Annotated in this window: 17 protein-coding genes; 7 read left to right on the top strand and 10 right to left on the bottom strand. The window is 56.7% G+C overall.

Annotated elements, in window-relative coordinates; translation table 11 throughout:
- Window positions 1–793 (bottom strand): UDP-N-acetylmuramate:L-alanyl-gamma-D-glutamyl-meso-diaminopimelate ligase (gene mpl, locus AK59_RS0106890; protein ID WP_029882365.1); only part of this gene is annotated, 793 nt, incomplete at its 3' end.
- A gap of 197 nt (window positions 794–990) precedes the next feature.
- Here mpl and fbp point away from each other — a divergent pair.
- Complete coding sequence (gene fbp / locus AK59_RS0106895) at window positions 991–1,989, top strand: class 1 fructose-bisphosphatase (protein ID WP_029882366.1); 999 nt, start codon at window positions 991–993, stop codon at window positions 1,987–1,989.
- A gap of 145 nt (window positions 1,990–2,134) precedes the next feature.
- On the top strand, window positions 2,135–2,494 hold the full coding sequence (locus AK59_RS0106900; RefSeq protein ID WP_029882367.1) for a LysR family transcriptional regulator: 360 nt from the start codon (window positions 2,135–2,137) through the stop codon (window positions 2,492–2,494).
- On the opposite strand, the gene AK59_RS0106905 is transcribed toward AK59_RS0106900, so the two are convergent.
- From AK59_RS0106905 to ytfQ, 5 genes are all read right to left on the bottom strand, one after another.
- Window positions 2,466–4,037: a methyl-accepting chemotaxis protein gene (locus AK59_RS0106905; protein ID WP_029882368.1), complete on the bottom strand. Its 1,572-nt coding sequence runs from the start codon at window positions 4,035–4,037 to the stop codon at window positions 2,466–2,468. The two genes, AK59_RS0106900 and AK59_RS0106905, sit on opposite strands and share 29 nt — an antisense overlap.
- 93 nt (window positions 4,038–4,130) lie before the next feature.
- On the bottom strand, window positions 4,131–5,132 hold the full coding sequence (gene yjfF / locus AK59_RS0106910; RefSeq protein WP_029882369.1) for a galactofuranose ABC transporter, permease protein YjfF: 1,002 nt from the start codon (window positions 5,130–5,132) through the stop codon (window positions 4,131–4,133).
- Complete coding sequence (gene ytfT, locus AK59_RS0106915) at window positions 5,119–6,144, bottom strand: galactofuranose ABC transporter, ATP-binding protein YtfT (protein ID WP_029882370.1); 1,026 nt, start codon at window positions 6,142–6,144, stop codon at window positions 5,119–5,121. The genes yjfF and ytfT overlap by 14 nt, the downstream gene beginning before the upstream one ends.
- Window positions 6,145–6,154: 10 nt before the next feature.
- Window positions 6,155–7,657, bottom strand: coding sequence for a galactofuranose ABC transporter, ATP-binding protein YtfR (ytfR, locus tag AK59_RS0106920; RefSeq protein WP_029882371.1), 1,503 nt, complete (start codon window positions 7,655–7,657; stop codon window positions 6,155–6,157).
- A gap of 106 nt (window positions 7,658–7,763) precedes the next feature.
- On the bottom strand, window positions 7,764–8,720 hold the full coding sequence (ytfQ, locus tag AK59_RS0106925) for a galactofuranose ABC transporter substrate-binding protein YtfQ (protein WP_014882271.1): 957 nt from the start codon (window positions 8,718–8,720) through the stop codon (window positions 7,764–7,766).
- Window positions 8,721–9,029: 309 nt separating this feature from the next.
- Here ytfQ and ppa point away from each other — a divergent pair, with 309 nt between their 5' ends.
- The gene (gene ppa, locus AK59_RS0106930; protein WP_008501423.1) at window positions 9,030–9,560 is read left to right on the top strand and encodes an inorganic diphosphatase; all 531 of its coding nucleotides are present in this window, start codon (window positions 9,030–9,032) and stop codon (window positions 9,558–9,560) included.
- Between the two features lie 128 nt (window positions 9,561–9,688).
- Here ppa and AK59_RS0106935 read toward each other — a convergent pair whose 3' ends face one another.
- The 3 genes from AK59_RS0106935 to tamA are packed head-to-tail and all read right to left on the bottom strand — an operon-like array spanning window position 9,689 to window position 15,542.
- The gene (locus AK59_RS0106935) at window positions 9,689–10,033 is read right to left on the bottom strand and encodes a gamma-glutamylcyclotransferase family protein (RefSeq protein ID WP_028027890.1); all 345 of its coding nucleotides are present in this window, start codon (window positions 10,031–10,033) and stop codon (window positions 9,689–9,691) included.
- Window positions 10,034–10,035: 2 nt separating this feature from the next.
- Complete coding sequence (gene tamB / locus AK59_RS0106940; RefSeq protein ID WP_029882372.1) at window positions 10,036–13,812, bottom strand: autotransporter assembly complex protein TamB; 3,777 nt, start codon at window positions 13,810–13,812, stop codon at window positions 10,036–10,038.
- The gene (gene tamA / locus AK59_RS0106945; protein WP_013095333.1) at window positions 13,809–15,542 is read right to left on the bottom strand and encodes an autotransporter assembly complex protein TamA; all 1,734 of its coding nucleotides are present in this window, start codon (window positions 15,540–15,542) and stop codon (window positions 13,809–13,811) included. The genes tamB and tamA overlap by 4 nt, the downstream gene beginning before the upstream one ends.
- A 225-nt stretch (window positions 15,543–15,767) precedes the next feature.
- Between tamA and msrA the strand changes: the two genes are divergently transcribed.
- Window positions 15,768–16,409: a peptide-methionine (S)-S-oxide reductase MsrA gene (gene msrA, locus AK59_RS0106950; protein ID WP_014830428.1), complete on the top strand. Its 642-nt coding sequence runs from the start codon at window positions 15,768–15,770 to the stop codon at window positions 16,407–16,409.
- On the opposite strand, the gene AK59_RS0106955 is transcribed toward msrA, so the two are convergent.
- Window positions 16,410–17,468, bottom strand: a complete 1,059-nt coding sequence (locus tag AK59_RS0106955; RefSeq protein ID WP_029882373.1) for a LacI family DNA-binding transcriptional regulator — start codon at window positions 17,466–17,468, stop codon at window positions 16,410–16,412.
- A gap of 192 nt (window positions 17,469–17,660) precedes the next feature.
- Between AK59_RS0106955 and AK59_RS0106960 the strand changes: the two genes are divergently transcribed.
- From AK59_RS0106960 to AK59_RS0106970, 3 genes are read left to right on the top strand one after another with little or no spacing between them, the layout of a single operon-like run.
- Window positions 17,661–18,812 (top strand): Gfo/Idh/MocA family protein, encoded by a 1,152-nt coding sequence (locus AK59_RS0106960; protein ID WP_013095330.1) that lies wholly within the window; start codon window positions 17,661–17,663, stop codon window positions 18,810–18,812.
- A gap of 16 nt (window positions 18,813–18,828) precedes the next feature.
- Window positions 18,829–20,013 carry a Gfo/Idh/MocA family protein gene (locus tag AK59_RS0106965; protein WP_029882374.1) on the top strand — a complete coding sequence of 395 codons (1,185 nt, stop codon included), beginning with the start codon at window positions 18,829–18,831 and terminating at the stop codon, window positions 20,011–20,013.
- The gene (locus tag AK59_RS0106970; RefSeq protein WP_029882375.1) at window positions 20,010–21,077 is read left to right on the top strand and encodes a Gfo/Idh/MocA family protein; all 1,068 of its coding nucleotides are present in this window, start codon (window positions 20,010–20,012) and stop codon (window positions 21,075–21,077) included. Before AK59_RS0106965 ends, AK59_RS0106970 begins: the two co-directional genes overlap by 4 nt.
- The last annotated feature ends 3 nt before the right edge of the window (window positions 21,078–21,080 follow it).

Raw genomic sequence — 21,080 nt, forward strand, 5'->3', positions numbered from 1 at the left:
CGTCGACCCCCCCTCCCCCCCCCGAGGCATCCACGTTGATTTTTTCCCCCTGCCAGTGGCCCTGCTCACCCACCAGCTCCTGCTCGCTCCAGCAGCCCATCGCCATGGTCTGCTTAAGATTGATGTCGTTCTCCGGCAGGATGATACGGCCCTGACCCGGAACGATGCGCACCAGGTGGTGGAACTGTTTCTGAATGGCTTTCAGATCGTCAAAGATATCCGCATGATCGAACTCAAGATTGTTGAGGATCAGCGTGCGCGGGGAGTAGTGTACAAACTTGGAGCGCTTGTCGAAGAACGCACAGTCGTACTCATCAGCTTCGATCACAAAGAACGGGCTCTCCCCCAGACGCGCAGACACGTCGAAATTGCCCGGAACGCCGCCAATGACAAAGCCAGGCTTGTAACCACAGGCTTCAAGGATCCAGGTCGCCATACCGGCGGTGGTGGTTTTACCATGCGTACCGGCCACAGCAACAACCCAACGGTCGCGCAGGACGAAATCATGCAGCCACTGTGGACCAGACATGAACGGAATATTGCGTTCCAGTACCGCCTCAACGCACGGATTACCTCGCGTCATGGCGTTGCCAATGATCACCAGATCCGGCGCGGGATCCAGCTGGCTGGCATCATAACCCTGAATCAGAGAGATGCCCTGTTTTTCCAGGAGCGTGCTCATCGGCGGATACACATTGGCGTCCGAACCTGTCACTTCATGGCCCAGCGAGCGCGCCAGCATTGCCAGTCCGCCCATGAAAGTGCCACAAATCCCCAATATATGAATGCGCATACGTCACTATCCTTCTTCAATGTGGCGCACATTTTACTCACATGTTAGCGGGTGTGAAACGCATTTCAGGTAAATCCGTATATTGCTGGCGCGATTCACCTCTGCGCTACTATTTGAATATTTGTTAAGATTGTTGGGCATTAGTCGTTTTAGTGAACATACAATCGCTCTACTCACAAAGATGCAGGGAAAGTGTTATGAAAACGTTAGGTGAATTTATTGTCGAAAAGCAGCACGAGTTCTCTCATGCTACCGGTGAACTCACTGCTTTGCTGTCGGCAATAAAGCTGGGCGCTAAGATCATCCACCGTGATATCAACAAGGCCGGTCTGGTCGATATCCTGGGTGCCAGCGGTGCCGAGAACGTTCAGGGCGAGGTTCAGCAGAAACTCGATCTGTTCGCAAATGAAAAACTGAAAGCTGCACTGCGCGCGCGCGACATCGTTGCGGGTATCGCCTCTGAAGAAGAAGATGAAATTGTCGTATTCGAAGGGTGTGAACACGCGAAATACGTTGTTCTGATGGATCCGCTGGACGGCTCCTCCAACATCGACGTTAACGTTTCTGTCGGTACCATTTTCTCCATCTACCGCCGCGTCACGCCTGTTGGCACGCCGGTGACAGAAGAAGATTTCCTGCAGCCTGGCAGTCAGCAGGTTGCTGCCGGTTATGTCGTGTATGGCTCCTCCACCATGCTGGTCTACACCACCGGCTGTGGCGTTCATGCCTTTACTTACGATCCGTCGCTGGGCGTGTTCTGCCTGTGTCAGGAACGTATGCGCTTCCCGGAGAAGGGCAACACCTACTCTATCAACGAAGGTAACTACATCAAGTTCCCGACTGGCGTGAAGAAGTACATCAAATTCTGCCAGGAAGAAGATAAAGCGACGCAGCGCCCTTACACCTCCCGCTATATCGGTTCCCTGGTTGCGGATTTCCACCGTAACCTGCTGAAAGGCGGCATTTACCTCTACCCAAGCACCGCCAGCCACCCGGACGGGAAGCTGCGTCTGCTGTATGAATGCAACCCGATGGCGTTCCTGGCGGAACAGGCGGGCGGCAAGGCGAGCGATGGTAAAGAGCGTATTCTGGATATCGTGCCAGAAAGTCTGCACCAGCGTCGTTCCTTCTTCGTCGGCAACAACCATATGGTTGAAGACGTTGAACGTTTTATCTGTGAGTATCCGGACGCGTAATCCCTCTCCCGGGGAGCCGCTCTGGCTCCCCAATACATTTATATAATTTACCGTATAAGTGTTTATAAAAAACGCGCTTTAATATTCAGATTCGCTCCTGCATTATTTCCATAACAGTTTGACAGATATTTCCTGGAGCGTACCCGTGACGAAAAACTATTCCCGTGCCAATACCGGCATCGATTTAAATCTTATTCCTGTCTTTATTGAAGTGGTCCGCTGCGGCAGCATGGCGAAGGCCTCTGTCCGACTGGTGATGTCACGCCCGGCCGTGAGCCTGGCGTTGAAGCGCTTTAGCCAGCTTTTTGCTGAACCGCTATTTATCCGTAAAGGGTTATATCTTGAACCGACGGAAAAAGCGTTAACCTTAACCCACCAGCTGGAAATATTACTCGGTAATATTCACGATAATATTAGCGCGATTAATTCGTCCGAGAATAATACCCTGGCACAGAATGTACCAGGGTCGGGGAATATTATGCGACACTCTGCGTCGTCAGTTTAAATGATGACATGGCTTCCATCAGCTGGCGCGACTGCTCTTCCAGCGAGCGCGTCGCGGCAGAGGATTGCTGTACCAGCGCCGCATTCTGCTGCGCGGTTTCATCCATCTGATTTACCGCAATATTCACCTGTTCAATGCCGCGGCTCTGTTCCTGAGACGCGGTAGCAATTTCGCGCATCAGTTTGGTCATGCGCAGCACTTCGGTTGCGATCTCATCCATCGTTTCGCCCGCCTGCTGCGCCAGCTCGCTGCCCTCATTAACGTGGGTCTGCGAGTCGCTGATAAGTGAACGGATCTCTTTTGCCGCATCGGCGCTGCGGCTGGCAAGATTGCGTACCTCGCCCGCAACGACGGCAAAACCGCGCCCCTGCTCGCCCGCACGCGCCGCTTCCACGGAGGCGTTCAGCGCCAGAATGTTGGTCTGGAAGGCAATACCGTCAATAACGCTCAGAATGTCGGCAATCCGCGCCGAACTGCCGGAGATATCGCGCATTTTCTCAATCACATAGCAGACCATTTCGCTGCCGTGATCGGCAGTATCCGAGACAGATTTCGCCAGCTGGTGCGCCTGCTCGGCGTTATCCGCGTTGAGTTTCACCGTGGCGGTGATCTCTTCCATGCTGGCGGCGGTCTGCTCCAGCGAGGTCGCGGTGGACTCCGTGCGCTCGGCAAGATCCCTGTTTCCCGCCGTCAGCTCGCGGCTGCCGGTATCAATTTGCGAGCTGGCATCGCGGACCCGCAGCACCGAGTGCATCAGCGACTGGCGCATGCCTTCGATGGCAGCGTTCAGACGGTTGAACTCCTGGCTCGCCGGGGCATTCAGCGTGTGGGTTAAATCCCCCGCGGCGACGTTTTCCAGCTGCGCAATCGACGCCGAGAGCGGCTTGAGCAGCATGTGGCGCAGCACCAGCCAGGCCAGCACAATGATGCCTGCCGTCAGCAGCGCCGCGACAACGATCAGGATCAGAACCCGCGTTTTGCTCGACTGCACGGCGCTGACTTCCGCTTTCCCGCGCGCGTCGCTCCACATCTGGAACGTCTGCATATCGTTATCAAACTGCTTTGCTACCGGAATGAGCTTACTCTCCAGCAGATCGTAATAGCTGTCTGCGCTCTGTTCGTTCAGCGCTTTCAACATTGGGTTGATCCCCTGCTGGTTATAGGCCGCCAGACTGGCCGCCACCTTATCCAGCAACTGCTGTCCCTGGGGATCGGCCACGCCTGCGTCGATCACGCTTTTCAGCGTTTTTTGCGCCAGGGCGATCTCCTGATTAATGCTTTTCACCGATTTCGCAGCATCGTCCAGCAGACCAATTTCCATCATTCTGACGGCCTGGCCCGCCTCGTTGCGCGCACGAAGGATCAGCGTATAGCCAGAATTGAGCTGCACCATCTGCTCACCCTGAAGGTGGTTGATGCGCTGAAGTGACGAAGAACTCTGTGTGAGGGCATAAATGCCAATGCCGCTGACAATCAGCAGCAGAAGGGTCATAACGGCCAGTAAAGAGAGCAAGCCGGTACGAATCGATAGCGTTTTAAGCATGATGTTATTTCCGGTAGCGAGATATTTCTGGGCATAAAAAAAGAGTATCGGCCACTACCGGAAAATGTTTAGACTTTAAGCAAATTCAGCATGTTATCGCTCTGTTACTGATGTGTTCACGCGGGTAACAGGCGAGCTCTGGCGGTTCTCCCAGAGCACCGTCAGACCGCGCTGCAGGGCAATAAAAATAAACAATAAAATGCCAATGGCGATTTTCGTCCACCAGGAGCTGAGCGTGCCGTCAAAGTTGATATAGGTCTGGATCAGCCCCTGGATTGCCACGCCAAACAGTGTTCCCAGCACCGTCCCCACCCCACCGCTGAGCAGCGTGCCGCCAATCACCACAGAGGCAATCGCATCCAGTTCAACGCCAACCCCGGCCAGCGCGTAACCCGCCTGGGTGTAAATGGAGAAGACAATCCCCGCCAGCGTCGCCAGCCCGGTGGAGAGCATATAGATGCGGATGGTGGTGCTACGGGTGGAGATCCCCATCAGGTTGGCCGAGGTCGCGTTGCCGCCAATAGCGTAGACCTGATTACCAAACCGGGTGCGATGAGCAAGGAAGATACCAATGACCACCACGCCCAGCATCAGCAGCCCCATCGCGCTCAGGCGGCCCCCGCCGGGGATTTTCCACGCCAGGCTGGAGAGCGTGTCGTACACCGGATGGTTAATCGGGATCGACTCCTCAGACACCAGATAACTCACGCCGCGCAGGAAGAACATTCCGGCAAGCGTAATGATAAAGGCCGGGATCTTGAGCGCGTCAATCAGAAGCCCCATAAAGGCACCAAACGCACAGCCCATCGCCAGCACCAACGGAAACGCCACCAGCGGCGAGATGCCCCAGAAACCGATCGCTTTGGCAAGGAACACACCGGTAAAGGCGATCACCGATCCGACGGAGAGATCAATCCCCCCGGAGAGGATCACAAAGGTCATGCCGACCGCGATGATGCCTAAAAAGGCGTTGTCCGTAAGTATGTTACAAATCACACGCGTCGAGGCGAACCCCGGGAACTGGGTCAGGCAGTAGAGATAGCCCAGCACAAACACGCCCAGCGTGATCATTAACGGTAAATTACGTTTTATCATGGCCACGGATCCCCTTAATGATGCTGACAAAGCGCGGTGACTGGACGATCAGCACGCAGAGTACGACCACCGCTTTCACCACCTGGTTGAGTTCCGGCTGAAACCCGGAAAGCAGGATCCCGGTGTTCATGCCCTGAATAATCAGCGCACCAATTACCGAGAGCAGCAGGTTAAAGCGCCCGCCCATCAGCGATCCGCCGCCAATTACCACCGCCAGGATCGCATCCAGCTCCAGCCATAACCCGGCGTTGTTAGCATCAGCCCCACGAATATCTGCCGCGACGATCACCCCGGCGATGGAAGCACACACGCCGCTCAACACGTACGTGAGCATCACCATCAGCCGCGTATTGACCCCCGCGTTGCGCGCCGCACGGATGTTGATCCCGACCGCTTCAATGAACATGCCCAGCGCCGTTTTGCGGGTAAAGATCCAGAACACCACCAGCGTCACCAGCGCAATGATCACCGGCGTGGGGAAGAAGAGCAGCTTGCCGCTCCCGAGCCACGCCAGGTTCGGCGAGTTGAAGGTAACAATCTGCCCCGAGGTGATGAGCTGCGCGACACCGCGCCCGGCCACCATCAATATCAGCGTGGCAACAAACGGCTGGATTTTGAGCACCGCCACCAGAATGCCGTTCCACAGTCCGGCCAGCACGCCGGTGCCCAACGCCGCCAGCAGCACCACCGGCAGGCTGTGCCCGGCCACGGTCATTGATGCTGCCGTCGCCCCGGCAATGGCCATCACCGCGCCAACAGAAAGGTCGATCCCGCCGGTGGCGATCACCAGCGTCATACCAATGGCGAGCAGCGCCACCGGCGCGGCGCGGTTTAAAATATCGATCGGGCTGCCGAACAGGCGGCCATCCTGCACGATTATCTGGAAGAAATGCGGTGCGACCAGGCTATCGACCAGCAACACCACCAGCAGCGCGGCGATTTGCGGCGTGCCGCTCGGCCAGCTGAAGCGGCGTTTTGTTTCGCCAGTTTGCGAAAGCGAACGAGACATCACGATTCACTCCTTACGCCGCGATGGCATTCATGATTGCCGGAACGGACAGTTTATCCAGCGGGATCTCTGCCACCTGCTTGCGATCGCGCATGATGATGACGCGATCGGCATAGCCCACCAGCTCCTCCAGTTCAGACGAGATGACCAGCAGCGCCAGCCCGTCCGCGCACAGGGTTTCAATAAGGCGGATAATTTCGGCGTGCGCCCCCACGTCAATGCCGCGGGTCGGTTCATCGAGGATCAGGAACTGAGGTTTGGTCAGTAGCCAGCGGGAAAGCAGTACCTTCTGCTGGTTGCCCCCGGAGAGGAACTCTATCGGCTGTTCTGCGCTCGGGGTACGGATACCGAGCTGGCGAATAAAGCCCTCGGCAATGGCGTTTTGCTCTTTCCGTGGGATCGGCCGCAGCCAGCCGCGCTGCGCCTGTAAGGCCAGAATGATATTTTCCCGCACCGAGGCGGCGGCAATAATGCCATCCGTTTTTCTGTCTTCCGGGCAGAAACCCACACCCAGACAGGAGGCCTGATGTGGCGAGCGCAGGGTTTGCGGTTTACCTTTGATCAGCGCGGTGCCGCTGTCTGCAGGCTTGATCCCGAAGATCACCTCGGCGGTTTCGGTACGGCCCGAGCCTAACAGGCCCGCCAGACCGACAATTTCACCGGGGCGCACCTCCAGGTTAAACGGCGAGATTACCCCTTTCTTGCCGAAATCACTGAACGCGGCGACCGGTTTCTCACTCAGCAGCGTACGGCCGGCACGCTGGAGCGCATTGGATTCCAGCTCGCGGCCGAGCATCATTTTGACCAGTTCAATCTGCGGTAGCTCGCGGGTGTCGCGGCAGCCGACAAAACTGCCGTTGCGCAGCACCGTAATGCGATCGCTCACCTCATACACCTGATCGAGGAAATGGGTGACGAAGATCAGGCTCACGCCCTGATTGCGCAGCTGGCGCATCAGGGTAAAGAGCATCTCCACTTCCTGGGTATCGAGGCTGGCGGTGGGCTCATCAAGGATCAGCACTTTTGCCGAGAGGTCGATAGCGCGACAAATGGCGACAATCTGCTGCATGGCGACGGAAAAACGGTTCAGCGGCTCGCGTACGTCGAGAGAGAAGCCGTAAGACGCCATCAGTTTTGTCGCCCGCGCTTCCATCTCCTTGCGGCGCAGCAGGCCAAAGCGTCGTGGCTCCCGGCCAATAAACAGGTTATCCGCGACCGACATATTCGGCAGCAGGTTCACCTCCTGATACACCGTCCCGATCCCCAGCTGCTGCGCATGGGCGGTATTTTTGGGTGATATGGCGTTACCTTCCAGCCAGATGGTGCCGCGATCGGCGTGATAAACACCGGTCAGGGCTTTAATCAGCGTCGATTTCCCCGCACCGTTCTCGCCCAGCAACGCCATGATCTCGCCGCGTCGCAGGCTAAAATCAACGTTATCCAGCGCTTTTACGCCGGGGAAGAATTTACTCAAGCCCTCTGTGCGGAGGATTTCCTGGTGTTGTTCAGTGGTCATGGTTTTCCCCCTGCATCAAGCCGGATGGCGCTACGCTTATCCGGCCTACAAAAGAGCGTATCGTAGGCCGGGTAAGCGCAGCGTCACCCGGCATGTTCAGACAAGCTTAGTAGCCCATATTTTTCTTCTTCTCTAACTCTTCTTTCGCGGTATCCGGCAGGTAGAGAGTGGATTTGGTGACCGTCACCTTCTCAGGCATCGTGCCGTCTTTCTTGAATTTCTCCAGCGCATCGAATGCCGGACCGGCCATGTTTGGCGTGAGCTCCACGCTGGCGTTGGCTTCGCCGTCGATCATCGCTTTGTAGATGTCCGGCACGCCGTCGATAGAGCCGGTGAGAATATCTTTGCCCGGTTTCAGGCCCGCTTCTTTAATGGCCTGAATCGCCCCGATCACCATGTCATCGTTGTGGGCGTAAACCATGCAGATGTTCTTGCCGTTGTTTTCAGCCTTGATAAAGCTCTCCATGACCTCTTTACCTTTACTGCGGGTAAAGTCGCCGGACTGAGAACGGATAATTTTAATGTTTGGCGCTTTGGCGATGGCCTCAGCAAACCCCTTCTTACGGTCGATGGCCACGCTCGCGCCGACCGTCCCCTGCAGCTCAACGACGTTACACGGCTTGCCATCCACCTGTTTCACCAGCCAGTCACCAATTAATTGCCCTTCAAGAACGTTGTTGGCGGTCACGGTGGTCATATAGAGAGATTTGTCTTTTACATCGATGGAACGATCGAGCAGGAAGACCGGGATCTCAGCGTCTTTCGCTTCCTTCAGGACAGGCTCCCAGCCGGTGGCCACAACGGGCGCAATAAAGATGGCATCCACACCCTGCGCAATAAACGAACGCACGGCTTTAATCTGGTTTTCCTGTTTTTGTTGACCATCGGCGATCTTCAGCGTGATGCCGCGTTTCTGGGCCTCGCTTTTCGCAACGTTGGTTTCTGCCGCACGCCAGCCTGATTCAGAGCCGACCTGCGAAAATCCTACGGTTAAAGGTGCGGCCATCGCCATAGACGACATGGCTGCCGAAACTGCTGTGACAAGAAGTAAGCGCTTCCACATATGAACGTCCTCGTAGGGTGAGTTATTGTTGGTTAAAAGATGTTCTGCGAAATGACTATAGCCAATGAAATATGTAACGAATTGCGTTACATCACACTTCAGAAAAGTGAATAAAACGTTAATCACAAGTTTGTAATCGCTTTCATTTCTCCATGAAAAATGCGGCTGAGTTTATGGATTTTTCTGTCATGGAATCGGTCTGAAAAGTGAGACGAACGCGGTGAGAAGACGAAAACAGGCGGAGACATTCAGCGCCAGTTGGCTATAATACCTGCCACTTGTTTACCATCCATTTTAAAGGACACAGACATGAGCTTACTCAACGTCCCTGCGGGTAAAGAACTGCCAGAAGACATCTACGTTGTTATCGAAATCCCGGCTAACGCAGATCCTATCAAATACGAAGTGGACAAAGAGAGCGGTGCGCTGTTTGTAGACCGTTTCATGTCTACCGCGATGTTCTATCCATGCAACTACGGTTACATCAACCACACCCTGTCTCTGGACGGTGACCCGGTTGACGTGCTGGTTCCAACGCCATACCCACTGCAGCCAGGCGCAGTCATTCGCTGCCGCCCAGTTGGCGTGCTGAAAATGACCGACGAATCCGGCGAAGATGCGAAACTGGTTGCGGTACCGCACACCAAGCTGAGCAAAGAGTACGATCACATCAAAGATGTGAACGACCTGCCAGAACTGCTGAAAGCGCAGATCACTCACTTCTTCGAGCACTACAAAGACCTCGAAAAAGGCAAGTGGGTTAAAGTTGACGGCTGGGACAACGCAGAAGCGGCGAAAGCAGAAATCATCGCCTCTTTCGAACGCGCTGCTAAGAAGTAATTCTTACCGCACATCGATAAAGCCCCGCTGGTCGGGGCTTTTTTGTGGCTGGAGTGTTTCTCCCGGGTGCGCTACGCCCCCGACAAGAGGCACAAAAAACAACGCCACCTCACGGTGGCGTTGTTTTTTCAGTACTGGTCTCTGTCTAACCAGTTACCGCTTACAATCCGCGTTAACCCTTCGACCGGACGCTGGTAGACGTACATCCACGCACTTCCGTACGGCGTCTGGATCAACTGGCGCGCGTATTCACCGCCCCTGGTGCGCAAGGCATCAAGTTCGGCAAGTGTCGCGTTATCAATACGATAAACTTCACCGTGTACTGTTCCTTCGCCGGGAACCGCGCCTGGATAGTGGCCCAGGCTGTACAACTGGTAGTTTTCGATATTGTAATTCCCAAGCAACAGGGCATTGGTCATCCAGTGACTGTTGCCTTGCTTGGTTCGTAAACTGCCGTAGACAAATATTCGCATTGCTAAAACTCAAACTGATAGAGCAGATCAAGTGCCTGGTCTACGCCGGACACTGCTTCCAGATATAGCTTAGGCATCAGGCGATAGCGTAACGTGAGAGTTGCCAGCGAGTCAAAGATCCCCACGCCATATTTTACCTGCAGACCCGGCAGTACATAGCCGCTGACCACCACCTGCGAGGAGTCACCCACGCCCTGGGTGTCCAGCGCCAGATTGCTTACGCCGAACGTCTCACCGATTTTACCCACAACCTGACCACTTTGTGCAACCCCCAGACCCACTAACATTGAGGTCATCGCTGCACTGTCGCTTTGGCCGCTATCCAGGCCCTGACCACGCAGCAGGTAAGAGAGTGCTTCCTGCTGGGACATCGCCGGGTCGGAGAAGATCTCCGCCTTCGGTTCGTCGGCCGAACCGGTGACGCGCACGCCCGCAATCACATCGTTTTCTGTCGCTTCCGGGTTACGAATCGCTTCAATGTTGAGCAGCGGCTGATCCGGCGGACCGGAGAACAGCAGTTCACCTTTACGCACAATCAAATCCTGACCATAAGCATGGAAGCGCCCTTCAGGAATGTTGATCTGCCCGTTCAGGCCAAGCCCCTGTCTGTCCTGCGCCACTTTCAGGTCACCCGTCAGGCGTGCCTTCAGCCCAAACGCGTTCAGACGAACGTTATTCCCCACATGCACGGTAAGATTGCTGTTGATCGGAATGCCCGCGCTTTGCTGATTAATCGGCTTGAGGTTATCGTCGAGCATCACTTCATCACTGGAGACGCCCACCGCGCTTTCCGGCACCTCGTGAACCACGATGCGCGCCCACGGCACGTCCACGTTCCCGTCGAGGGTAAAGAGGCTCGGCGTTGCTTCAAAGACGATATCCGGCGAGACATCCAGACGTACCATCGGCGGTACGGTGATCCTCACCTTGCTGCCTTTCGCGGCGATACGGGCGCGCCAGTTATCAAGCTGGCTCCAGTCGGCGTCACCGCTGAGGTTGATTTGCCCCTGCTGGGTTAGCACCGAGCCGTTCAGCGTTGAGCTCATCCCATTGAAGTTCATCGTAATCTGGCTTGGCTGCATATCGAACGGCATAAAGTTGCCGTCGATATCCACACCGTTTAGCTGCATCTGGCCGAACAGTTGCGGGCTTTGCGCGTTGCCCGCCAGCCGCAGGTTCGCGTTGAGCATCCCCGCCGCTTTTTCACCACGCGAGAAAATCGGGTTAACCATCGCCAGGTTGAAGTTGCGGATAGAGACGTTCCCGCCCAGATTACGTCGCCCTTGTGGGTCGGTAATCTGCACCTTACCGTCGAACTGGCCATTATTGGTCAGGCGGATAAGCCACCCCAGCTCGGCCCGGTTGTTGTGCAGATCGGCGCTCAGGTTCAGGGTATCAAACGCCACCGGCAGCGGCGCGTTGTTGACATCCTGTGTCACCTTCACGTTGCGGCCAGAAAGCGTCACGCTGCCCTGTGGCAGCCCCTCTTTGGTGGTGTCCCAGGCCACATCGGCCTTCCCGCTAAAGACGCCGCTCGCCTGAGTGGTATCCGGCATGAACGGTTTTAACATCGCCAGATCAAAACGATTGAGGGTGATCTGCGCGCGCCCTTCCGCTCCCGCGTCGATGGTCTGCGGCACACACAGCTCCGCATTCGGGTTGGTCCAGCAGTGTGGGCCAATGCTGATCTTTTGTTCGGCATTGCGGTAGTCCAGGGCAATAGCGCGTGACAGCACCAATGGCCCTACCGGGGTGTTGAAACGGGTATTGTCGAGCGTCCCTTTCCAGCGCTCCGCCTTGCGGTCGAAGCTCCCCGTCAGGTGAAGCTGCCCGGAAACCGGCTCGCCCTGCACGCGCAGCTGGAGGTCGTGCTGCTTCTCGTTGCCTTTGGCGTCCAGGGTCACCAGATTAATGTTCACGTCCGGCTGAGAAATGCGCTCCACGCGCAGGTTCAGGTTACCGCCGATCTGATCGGTGGATTTCACATCCCCGTCAACGCGAACGCGGGCGATGGACAGCTCCTGCCAGCGCAGGTTACTGGCCGTGATATCCGCCAGCAACTGCGGTGCATCCACCGTGCCGCGCACCTTAAGCAGCCCCTTCGCCGTGCCGCCAAGCCCCGGAAGGGCGTTATCCAGATTCGGCGCATCGATAGTGGCGTCGAGGTTCAGATCTTTCACCCCCAGCTCGCCTTTGATATCCGCCGTGTTGCGCCCCAGCGCCACGTGCAGCCCCGGGATCACCCACTGCAGGTAGCTGTTGCCTTTGAGCGAACCTTCTACGTTAACCTTGTTCTGCTTCACGTTACCGGTGAGCTTGATTTCCGGGACATCCATCTGCCACGTGCCGCCGTACAGGCTGCCGCGGGTTTTGATAAGACCGTCCAGTTTTGACGGCCAGTCCGGCACCTCTTTCGCCGTGTTAATCCCCGAGAGCTTCAGCTCACCGCGCCAGCTGATCGCCTGCTGCCAGTCGAGCAGCGCGGTCAGCTCGGTTTTGCCTTCCAGCGCCGCAACGGTCAGTTTGTCGAGATTAACCTGCTGTTCATTCCCTTTTGCATCCAGCGTGATCGTGGCGGGTGGCACGTCCTGGCCCTTCACGGCGGTACGGAACGACAGCGTGTAATCGGTCATCTTGCCGCTCAGCTTCAGCTTCAGGTCATCGGCCTGGAACTGTTTTTCGCCAGTGAACGGCCAGTACATCTGCTTGCTGACCACCTCAAGGTTAAGTGGCAGTCCGGCTTCCGCCAGCTGGGTTTGCGCGCGCAGAACCATGTCCACCGGGCCGGAGAGATTCACCCCGACATCCAGCTTGTCGCGTAGCGCGCCGCCCACCTTAACCTTCACTTTTTCGCCTTTCAGCGGGTCGATGTTGAGCGCGCTGTTCAGGGTAATATCCACCGGCCAGTTGTCACGCAGCAGGGCATGACCCGAGGCATTGACAGAGCCCTGGTTGGTGTCGATATCCAGCGCATCGAGCTTCATGTTGCCGTCGATGCTGCTGACCTTCAGCAACATGTTATAGACCGTGAGATCGGTGTCGCCAGTCAGACGCAACTGCTCGCCCTTGAACGCTTCGATATTCAGGTTCAGCGGCAGGTGCACGTCCGTCATCTCCGGCAGGACGGGCTTCGAGAACAGATCTTTCAGCGTTTCACCCAGCGGTTTCTCTTCCGGCTGTGGGTTCTGGATCTTCGGCTCGACGATCTCCTCTTGCGCCACGTCCGCCACCTTCGGCAGCGCGATCAGCAATCCCTGCAGGGTGGTTGGCGTCAGGGTGAGGTTTTTCTCCTGCCAGCGCAGGCCGGAGGTGAAATCCATCACCGATACGGTGGTGTCATCGATTTTGACATTGACGTTGTCCAGCGCCACCCGATAAAGCGCAATCGGGTACGGCGTCGAGAGATTCAGCGGGCCGCTGTCCTCTTCTTCAACCGGCGCTGATTTCGGCATTTTCTCCGAATCAATCGCCACGTTCACATCTTTTAGCGACAGGTCGTTGACGCAGAGCTTACTGTCCCGCAGGCAACCCAGCCTGACGGCAAGGTGAAACTCGCCCGCGTTGACCGCAACGCCAGGCTGCTCGTAGCGAATATTGTTCAGACGTAGATCGCGCCAGCCGCCCGTCACCTGGCCGATTTCCAGCCCGGGTACCCAGCGGTTCGCCGCGTTAAACAGCAGATGCAGACCGGTTGTCGTGCCCACCAGAAACGCCACCGTACCGAGCAGCAGCACGATAAAAATCAGTACTCCGAGGCTTATCTTCTTCCATAAACTCATAATTCAGGCCCCAGACCGATGTAAAACTGTAAACCGTGTTCTTCTTTGTCACCCACCGGCACAGCGAAGTCGAGCTTGATGGGCCCGACGGGCGACTGCCAGCGCACACCTACGCCCGCGCCGGTTTTGAAATCACTGCGGCGGATATCGCTCACTGCTTCGCCGCCGTCCACAAACATGGCACCCCACCATTTTCCGCTGACGTTGTACTGGTACTCCAGCGAGCCGGTCGCCAGCTTGGAGGCCCCGATCAGCTTGCCGTCATCATCTTTAGGCGCGATGGATTTGTATTTGTAGCCGCGGATACTGCGGTCGCCCCCGGCGAAGAAGCGCAGGTCGGGCGGGACTTTGTCGAAGTCGCCGGTTTCAATCCAGCCGAGGTTGCCGCGCATCACAAAACGGTGTTTGTCATACAGCGTGCGGATCCAGACGTTTTGCGCCTGAATCACCGAGAAATCCACATCGGAACCCCACATGGTGTTGGAGTAATCGATAGAGTAACGCTGGGAATCGCCCCAGGTCGGCATCAGGCCGCCGCGTGAGCGGGTACGGCTGATCATCACCCCCGGATAGAGCAGCATGGTGGTGTTGGTGACGTTGGCCTGGGTAAAGTGGTCAAGACTCCAGCGCAGGTTAATGGCGCGCTGCCAGCCGCTGGAGAGATCCCAGAATCGGGATACGGCAAGCGTGGTGGAATCCGACTCGGTATCGTTCAGATCGGTACGCTTAAAGCCCCCCTGGACCAGGTAATACTGCTCAAGCGGGTTCTTCAGCAGCGGAATTTTGTAGCTGAAGTCGAGCTGTTGCTCCGGGGCTGAGATACTGGCACTGGTGGTCAGGCTATGGCCGTACGAGTTCATCCACGGCTTTTTCCAGGTCGCCCTCACGCGCGGCCCCACGTCCGTTGAATAGCCAGCCCCGGTCTCAATGGTGTTTTCGGTGCGTGGCGACACCACACCGTGCAGTGGTAATACCTTGGTTTTGCGGGCCTTTTCAAACTCCGGCGCAACAACCACCGAATTAAACCACCCGGTTGCCGACAGGCGGCGGTTCAGCTCGGCCAGATCGCGTGAATGGTAGTAGTCACCCTTTTTGAACGGCACGAGGTTTTGCAGGTACTCTTCACGAATTTGCGAGCCTTCGAACGTCACGTCGCCAAAGCGGTAGCGTTCGCCGCTGTCGTAGTCGATATCCCAGAAGGCCTGGCGTCTGCCCAGCGCAATGCCCAGCTGGCTTTTATTGAACTGGCTGTCGAAGTAGCCCTTGCGTAAGGAGACGCTCGTCAGCGATTTTTTGAAACTGTCGTAATCACCGTGATTCAGTACGGTACCGATTTTAGGCCGCGTACTGAGCAGATCCAGATAATCGCGATCGGTACGCGCGCCGCCGCGTAACACCACATTGGTGCCGCCTATCAGCACCGGCTCACCCGGCGAGACGCGGGCAATAAGCACCTGCCGCCCCTTTTTTGGCGGTGGGCGGAGATCGAAATCGATGGTGGGTTCGTAATATCCCAGGGCTTTTAGCCCTTCGCGTATCGCGTCATCCACGCGTGCACGAAAACGCCGGTCCGGCGTCACTTCGTCACTTTCAATCGTCGACAGCTGTGCACGCACGTTTTTTTCCAGCGCCCCGGATAACCCCTCAACCTGCAAACGGACATTCGCCGCGCTGGCAACCCCGCTTGTCAGCAAGACACTGACCAAACATAACTGGCGGATTTTTGTCACGTTCTCTCCTGAATATCCCTGTTTCCACCCTGGAAGCAAATGAAGTGCCGCTCCGCGGCAAAATACGGCCTGTTGGCCAAAAAACCCAATTCTCGGGTTGAAAAAGGGTGTAACACCCAAATATTTCTTATGATTAAATCTAGACTCATTCAGCACATTTATTGTGTTCAATTAAACGCTTCGTGACAACCTTAACCGAAACATCGCACCCCGGGAGGCCCCATCGTGAGTTTATTCGACAAAAAGCATCTGGTTTCACAAGCAGATGCATTACCGGGACGCAACACCCCTATGCCAGTCGCAACCTTACACGCCGTGAATGGCCATTCCATGACCAACGTACCTGAAGGCATGGAAATCGCCCTGTTTGCCATGGGCTGCTTCTGGGGCGTGGAACGCCTCTACTGGCAGTTGCCTGGCGTCTACAGCACCGCGGCGGGCTACACGGGCGGATATACGCCAAACCCCACCTACCGCGAAGTCTGCTCCGGCGAGACCGGCCATGCTGAAGCCGTACGCGTGGTATACGACCCGTCCGTCATCAGCTATGAACAGCTGCTGCAGGTGTTCTGGGAAAACCACGACCCGGCGCAGGGTATGCGTCAGGGTAATGACCATGGCACCCAGTATCGTTCGGCGATTTATCCGCTCACGCCTGAGCAGGAAGCCGCCGCACTCGCCAGTAAGGAGCGTTTCCAGCAGGCCATGCGCGACGCAGGTGATACGCGCGAGGTGACAACGGAAATCACCACCGCGAAACCGTTCTACTATGCCGAGGACGACCACCAGCAGTATCTGCACAAAAATCCGTACGGCTACTGCGGAATTGGTGGCATCGGCGTGTGCCTGCCGCCTCAGCTTGCCTGATTACTGATCCAGCGCCACGCGAGCCGCGTGGCGCGTGGCATTACTGACTGAGCCGTAATCCATGACTTTGCCCTGCAACAGCAGGTTATAGACCGGCGCCTGAGGTCGGTTGAGCCGCGTTTGCAGCAGGTGTACGGCCTCAATCCCCAGCTCACGGCAGGGCACCGTGACGCCTGTGATCGGTTTTTCCAGACGGTGCGCTAAATTCCATGCAAAATCGGTCGTAATGAGCGAAATGTCTTCCGGAATGCGCAGCCCGTGGCGCGTTAACGCCCTGATCACCCCCTCCGTCATGCTGGTACTGTTCGGGAAAATCACCTCTGGCCACTGCGATCTGTCATGACTTAACAGCCATGCATCCAGCGCCCGCTCAGCCTCCTCTGCCGTAAACCACTCCGTCACCAGCAAATCACGCTGGGGATCAAAGGCCACGTGAAAATGGCGGTACGCCTCTTTAATGCCGTCCAGACGCGCATACAGCGTCTCACGCCGCAGGCAGGTGAGCGTGAGCACACGGCGGTGCCCCTGCTCAAAAAGGTACTGCATGGCGGTGAAACCAATCGCCCGGTGATCGGGAGACACGGCGTCCAGCACCCGATCCCGATCAACGGAGTTAATCAATACGCAAGGCTTATTCAGCGTGCTCGCCAGTTTAAAGATGGTGGAATCATCAGTCCCAATAATTATTATTGCGTTGATATTCTTATGGCTGGCCTTTTCCATAAACAATTTCACGTCGGCGTGCTGCTCTTCTAATCCGCAGCAACTGACCCACACGTTATGCGGGGCGCACGCTTCAGCAATGCCTTTGGTCACTTCCAGATAAAAAATGTCTCCACGCCCCTGAAAGGTTCTTTCCGGGGCAAAGACAGCGATACCGTTAATTAACAGCCTTCCGCTTGCCATGGCCTCCAGAACACCTAATTCGCGCGCGGTGCGAACGATCGCGTCACGGGCTTTATCGCTGGCATAAGACTTGCCGCTTAATACCCGCGAAACCGTGCTGACGGAATACCCCGTCAGGGTCGCAATCTCCTCCATTTTTAACCTGCCCGGCATAGTGTGACCTCGCTCTCAATCAGTTTTTGCAAATATTTGCAGAAACAGCGCTTTGATTTTAAAACCAAATTTCAGAGACCCTGGAGATTACTTAAACAGCTTGCGAGTATTCTCACAAAAACACATTGTCGCTGCGGCTCCCCTTTCCTATTTTCCGGTCATCCCTCATTTCAACTGAAATTAAGGTGTGACATGGAGAAGGTACGTTTTGGCATTATCGGAATAGGTAATATCGGTACGGTCCACGCGCGTTATTTACTGGCGGGTACGGTCAGTGACGCATGCCTGGCGGCGGTTTGTGATAATGCACCGGAAAAGCATCCGGCCATTCGCCAGCTGGTCGGCTCCCTCCCCCTTTTCAGCGATGCGCAGGAGATGCTTCAGAGCGGGCTTATCGACGCGGTGATTGTCGCAACACCGCACTACGAGCATCCGCGTCTGTCGATGCTGGCAATGCGCCACGGCATCCACACGCTCTGCGAAAAACCGGCCGGCGTGTATACGGCGCAGGTGCAGGAGATGAACGCCTGTGCCCGGACCTGCGATGTGGTGTTCGGCATCATGTACAACCAGCGCCCGAACCCGCTCTACCAGAAGGTGAAAGATCTGATCGACAGCGGCGAGCTGGGTGAGATCCGCCGCTCCAACTGGATCATTACCAACTGGTATCGCTCGCAGAGCTACTACAACTCCGGCGGCTGGCGCGCCACCTGGAAAGGAGAAGGCGGCGGCGTACTGCTCAATCAGGACCCGCATCAGCTCGATCTCTGGCAGTGGCTGGTTGGTATGCCGATCCGTCTGCGCGCGTTTTGCCAGTTTGGTAAGCATCGCGACATTGAAGTGGAAGATGAGGTCACCGCCTACGCCGAGTACGCCAACGGTGCGACGGGCGTATTTATCACGACCGTGGCTGAAACGCCGGGGACCAACCGGCTGGAGATCGTCGGCGATCGCGGCAAGGTGGTCGTCGAAGAAGGGAAACTGCGCTACTGGCGGCTACGGGAATCTGAAACCGCCTTCAACGCCCGCTGGCAAAACGGCTTTGGTGAACCGGAATGCTGGGAGGTCACGCTTCCCGTCGGCCCGGAATGCAGCGAACACCACGTCATTACCGCCAATTTCTGCGGCGCCATCCTGCGCGGCGAGCCGCTCATTGCCCCGGGGCTGGAAGGGATCCACGGGTTAACGCTCTCCAACGCCATGCACCTCTCCACCTGGACCGACGACTGGGTCGACCTCCCGCTCAATGAGAAACAGTATCTGCGCTTGCTTCAACAGCGTATCAGCACCTCAGTGGCTAAAGAGACCGCCAGCGTCACGCTGGATGCCTCCGGCACCTGGTAACTCAGGAGAAGAAACGATGTTAAATGTCGCCATCGTGGGAACAGGAAATATCTCGCATAACCATATTCAGGGTTATTTGCAGTTTGGCCAACGCTGCCGGATCGTCGCGCTGGTCGATATCTACCCGGAAAAAGCCCACGAGAAAAAAGCACGCTACAACCTGACGGACGCACGCGTGTATGAAAGCCACGAGCAGATGCTGGCGTCAGAGCCAGATATCGATATCGTCGACGTCTGCACGCCGCCCTACGTTCATGCAGAGATAAGCATTAATGCCCTCAATGCGGGTTGCCATGTGCTGTGCGAAAAACCGATGGCCGCCTCGCTGGAGGAGTGCGACGCCATGATCGCCGCGCAACAGGCCAGCGGTAAATTGCTCGCCATCATCGCTCAAAACCGCTTTACCGATGCCTTCTGGCGTTTAAAAGCGGCGCTGGATTCGGGCCTTGCTGGCAAGGTGTGCCATGCCCAGGTGGACTCGTTCTGGTGGCGCGGACACTGCTACTACGACCTGTGGTGGCGCGGCACCTGGGAAAAAGAGGGCGGCGGCTGCACCCTTAACCACGCTGTTCACCACATCGACGCCATTCAGTGGATGCTGGGCTTCCCGTCTGAAGTGGTGGCTATGATGACCAACGTGGCGCACGATAACGCTGAAGTCGAAGATCTCAGCACGGCAATATTTAAATACCCCAGCGGCGCACTCACTCAGCTAACCGCCTCGGTCGTGCACCACGGCGAAGATCAGAAAATCATTATCCAGGGTGAAAAGGCGCGCATCTCCGCACCGTGGCAGGCCTTTGCCAGCGTCAGCGCTGATAACGGCTTCCCCCAGGAGGATCGGGACCGGCAACGGGAAGCGCAGCTTAACGCCGTTTTTCACGAGACGCCGAAGCTCGAATGGACGCTGCACACCGGGCAGATTAACGACCTGCTGTATGCCATCGAGCACGGCACGGTGCCGTTAGTGGATGGTCTGCAGGGCAAACGCTCACTGGAGCTGATAACCGCGATTTATAAATCCGCCATCACCCGCTGCGTGGTTTCGCTGCCGATTCAACGCGACGATCCGTTTTACCGTACCGGCGGGATCAACGCCCTCGCCCCCCGTTTTTATGAAAAATCCGCAAGCGTCGCCAACTTCAGCGAAGTCGGTGCGATTCCCCTGGGCAAAGATCTGGATGAAGGAGTAACACCATGAACAAAAATGACGGCATGAACTACGCGCCAGTGGGTAAACCTCAGCCCGTTGTCAGGGAAGGAGAGTTTGTCTTTGCCGCTGCCGCGCTCGACCACGGCCATATCTACGGCATGAGTAACGGCCTGATTGAAGCGGGCGCCACGCTGAAATGGGTCTACGACCCCGATCCGGCAAAAGTGGATAAATTCATTCAGCAGTATCCGCAGGCCAGGGTTGCAGACTCCCTGGATGTCATACTCGCCGACGATGAGGTACGTCTGGTAGCTGGCGCCGCCATTCCCGCCGAGCGCTGTGCGCTGGGGCTAAAAGTGATGGCCGCAGGCAAAGACTACTTCACCGATAAAGCCCCCCTTACCACCCTTGAACAACTGGCGGATGCCAAAGCCATGGTGGAAAAAACGGGCCGGAAATACGCCGTGTATTACAGCGAACGCCTGCATGTTGAGAGCGCGGTCTTTGCCGGACAGCTCGTGCAGCAAGGGGCCATTGGCCGCGTCGTACAAACGCTGGGGACGGGCCCGCACCGGGAAGGGACCGGCCGCCCGGACTGGTTCTACGATCGGCGCTATTTCGGCGGCATTCTGTGCGATATCGGCAGCCATCAGATTGAGCAGTTCCTGTTTTACACCGGCAACAGCGACGCCACCGTGGTGGCAAGCCAGGTACGGAACGTTAAACACCCCCAGTACCCCGCCTTCGAAGATTTTGGCGATGCCATGCTGAAAGGGGAAAACGGCGCCAGCGGCTATTTCCGCTGCGACTGGTTTACCCCTGACGGGCTCTCGACCTGGGGCGATGGCCGCCTGACGCTGCTGGGCACCGAAGGCTATATCGAGATCCGCAAATATGTCGATCTCACCCGTGGTGAACAGGACGTGGTGTATCTCGTCAATAACGAGGGGGAGTTCCGTTATCCGGTCGCCGGCCAGGTCGGATTCCCGTTCTTTGGCGAACTGATCCTCGACTGTTTGCATCGTACTGAACATGCCATGACCCAGACTCACGCCTTTAAGGCGGCGGAGCTCTGCGTGAAGGCACAGATGCTGGCCAACGCAACGGCATAACGG

Source organism: Enterobacter sp. T1-1 (assembly GCF_000710795.1).
Lineage (GTDB): Bacteria > Pseudomonadota > Gammaproteobacteria > Enterobacterales > Enterobacteriaceae > Enterobacter > Enterobacter cloacae.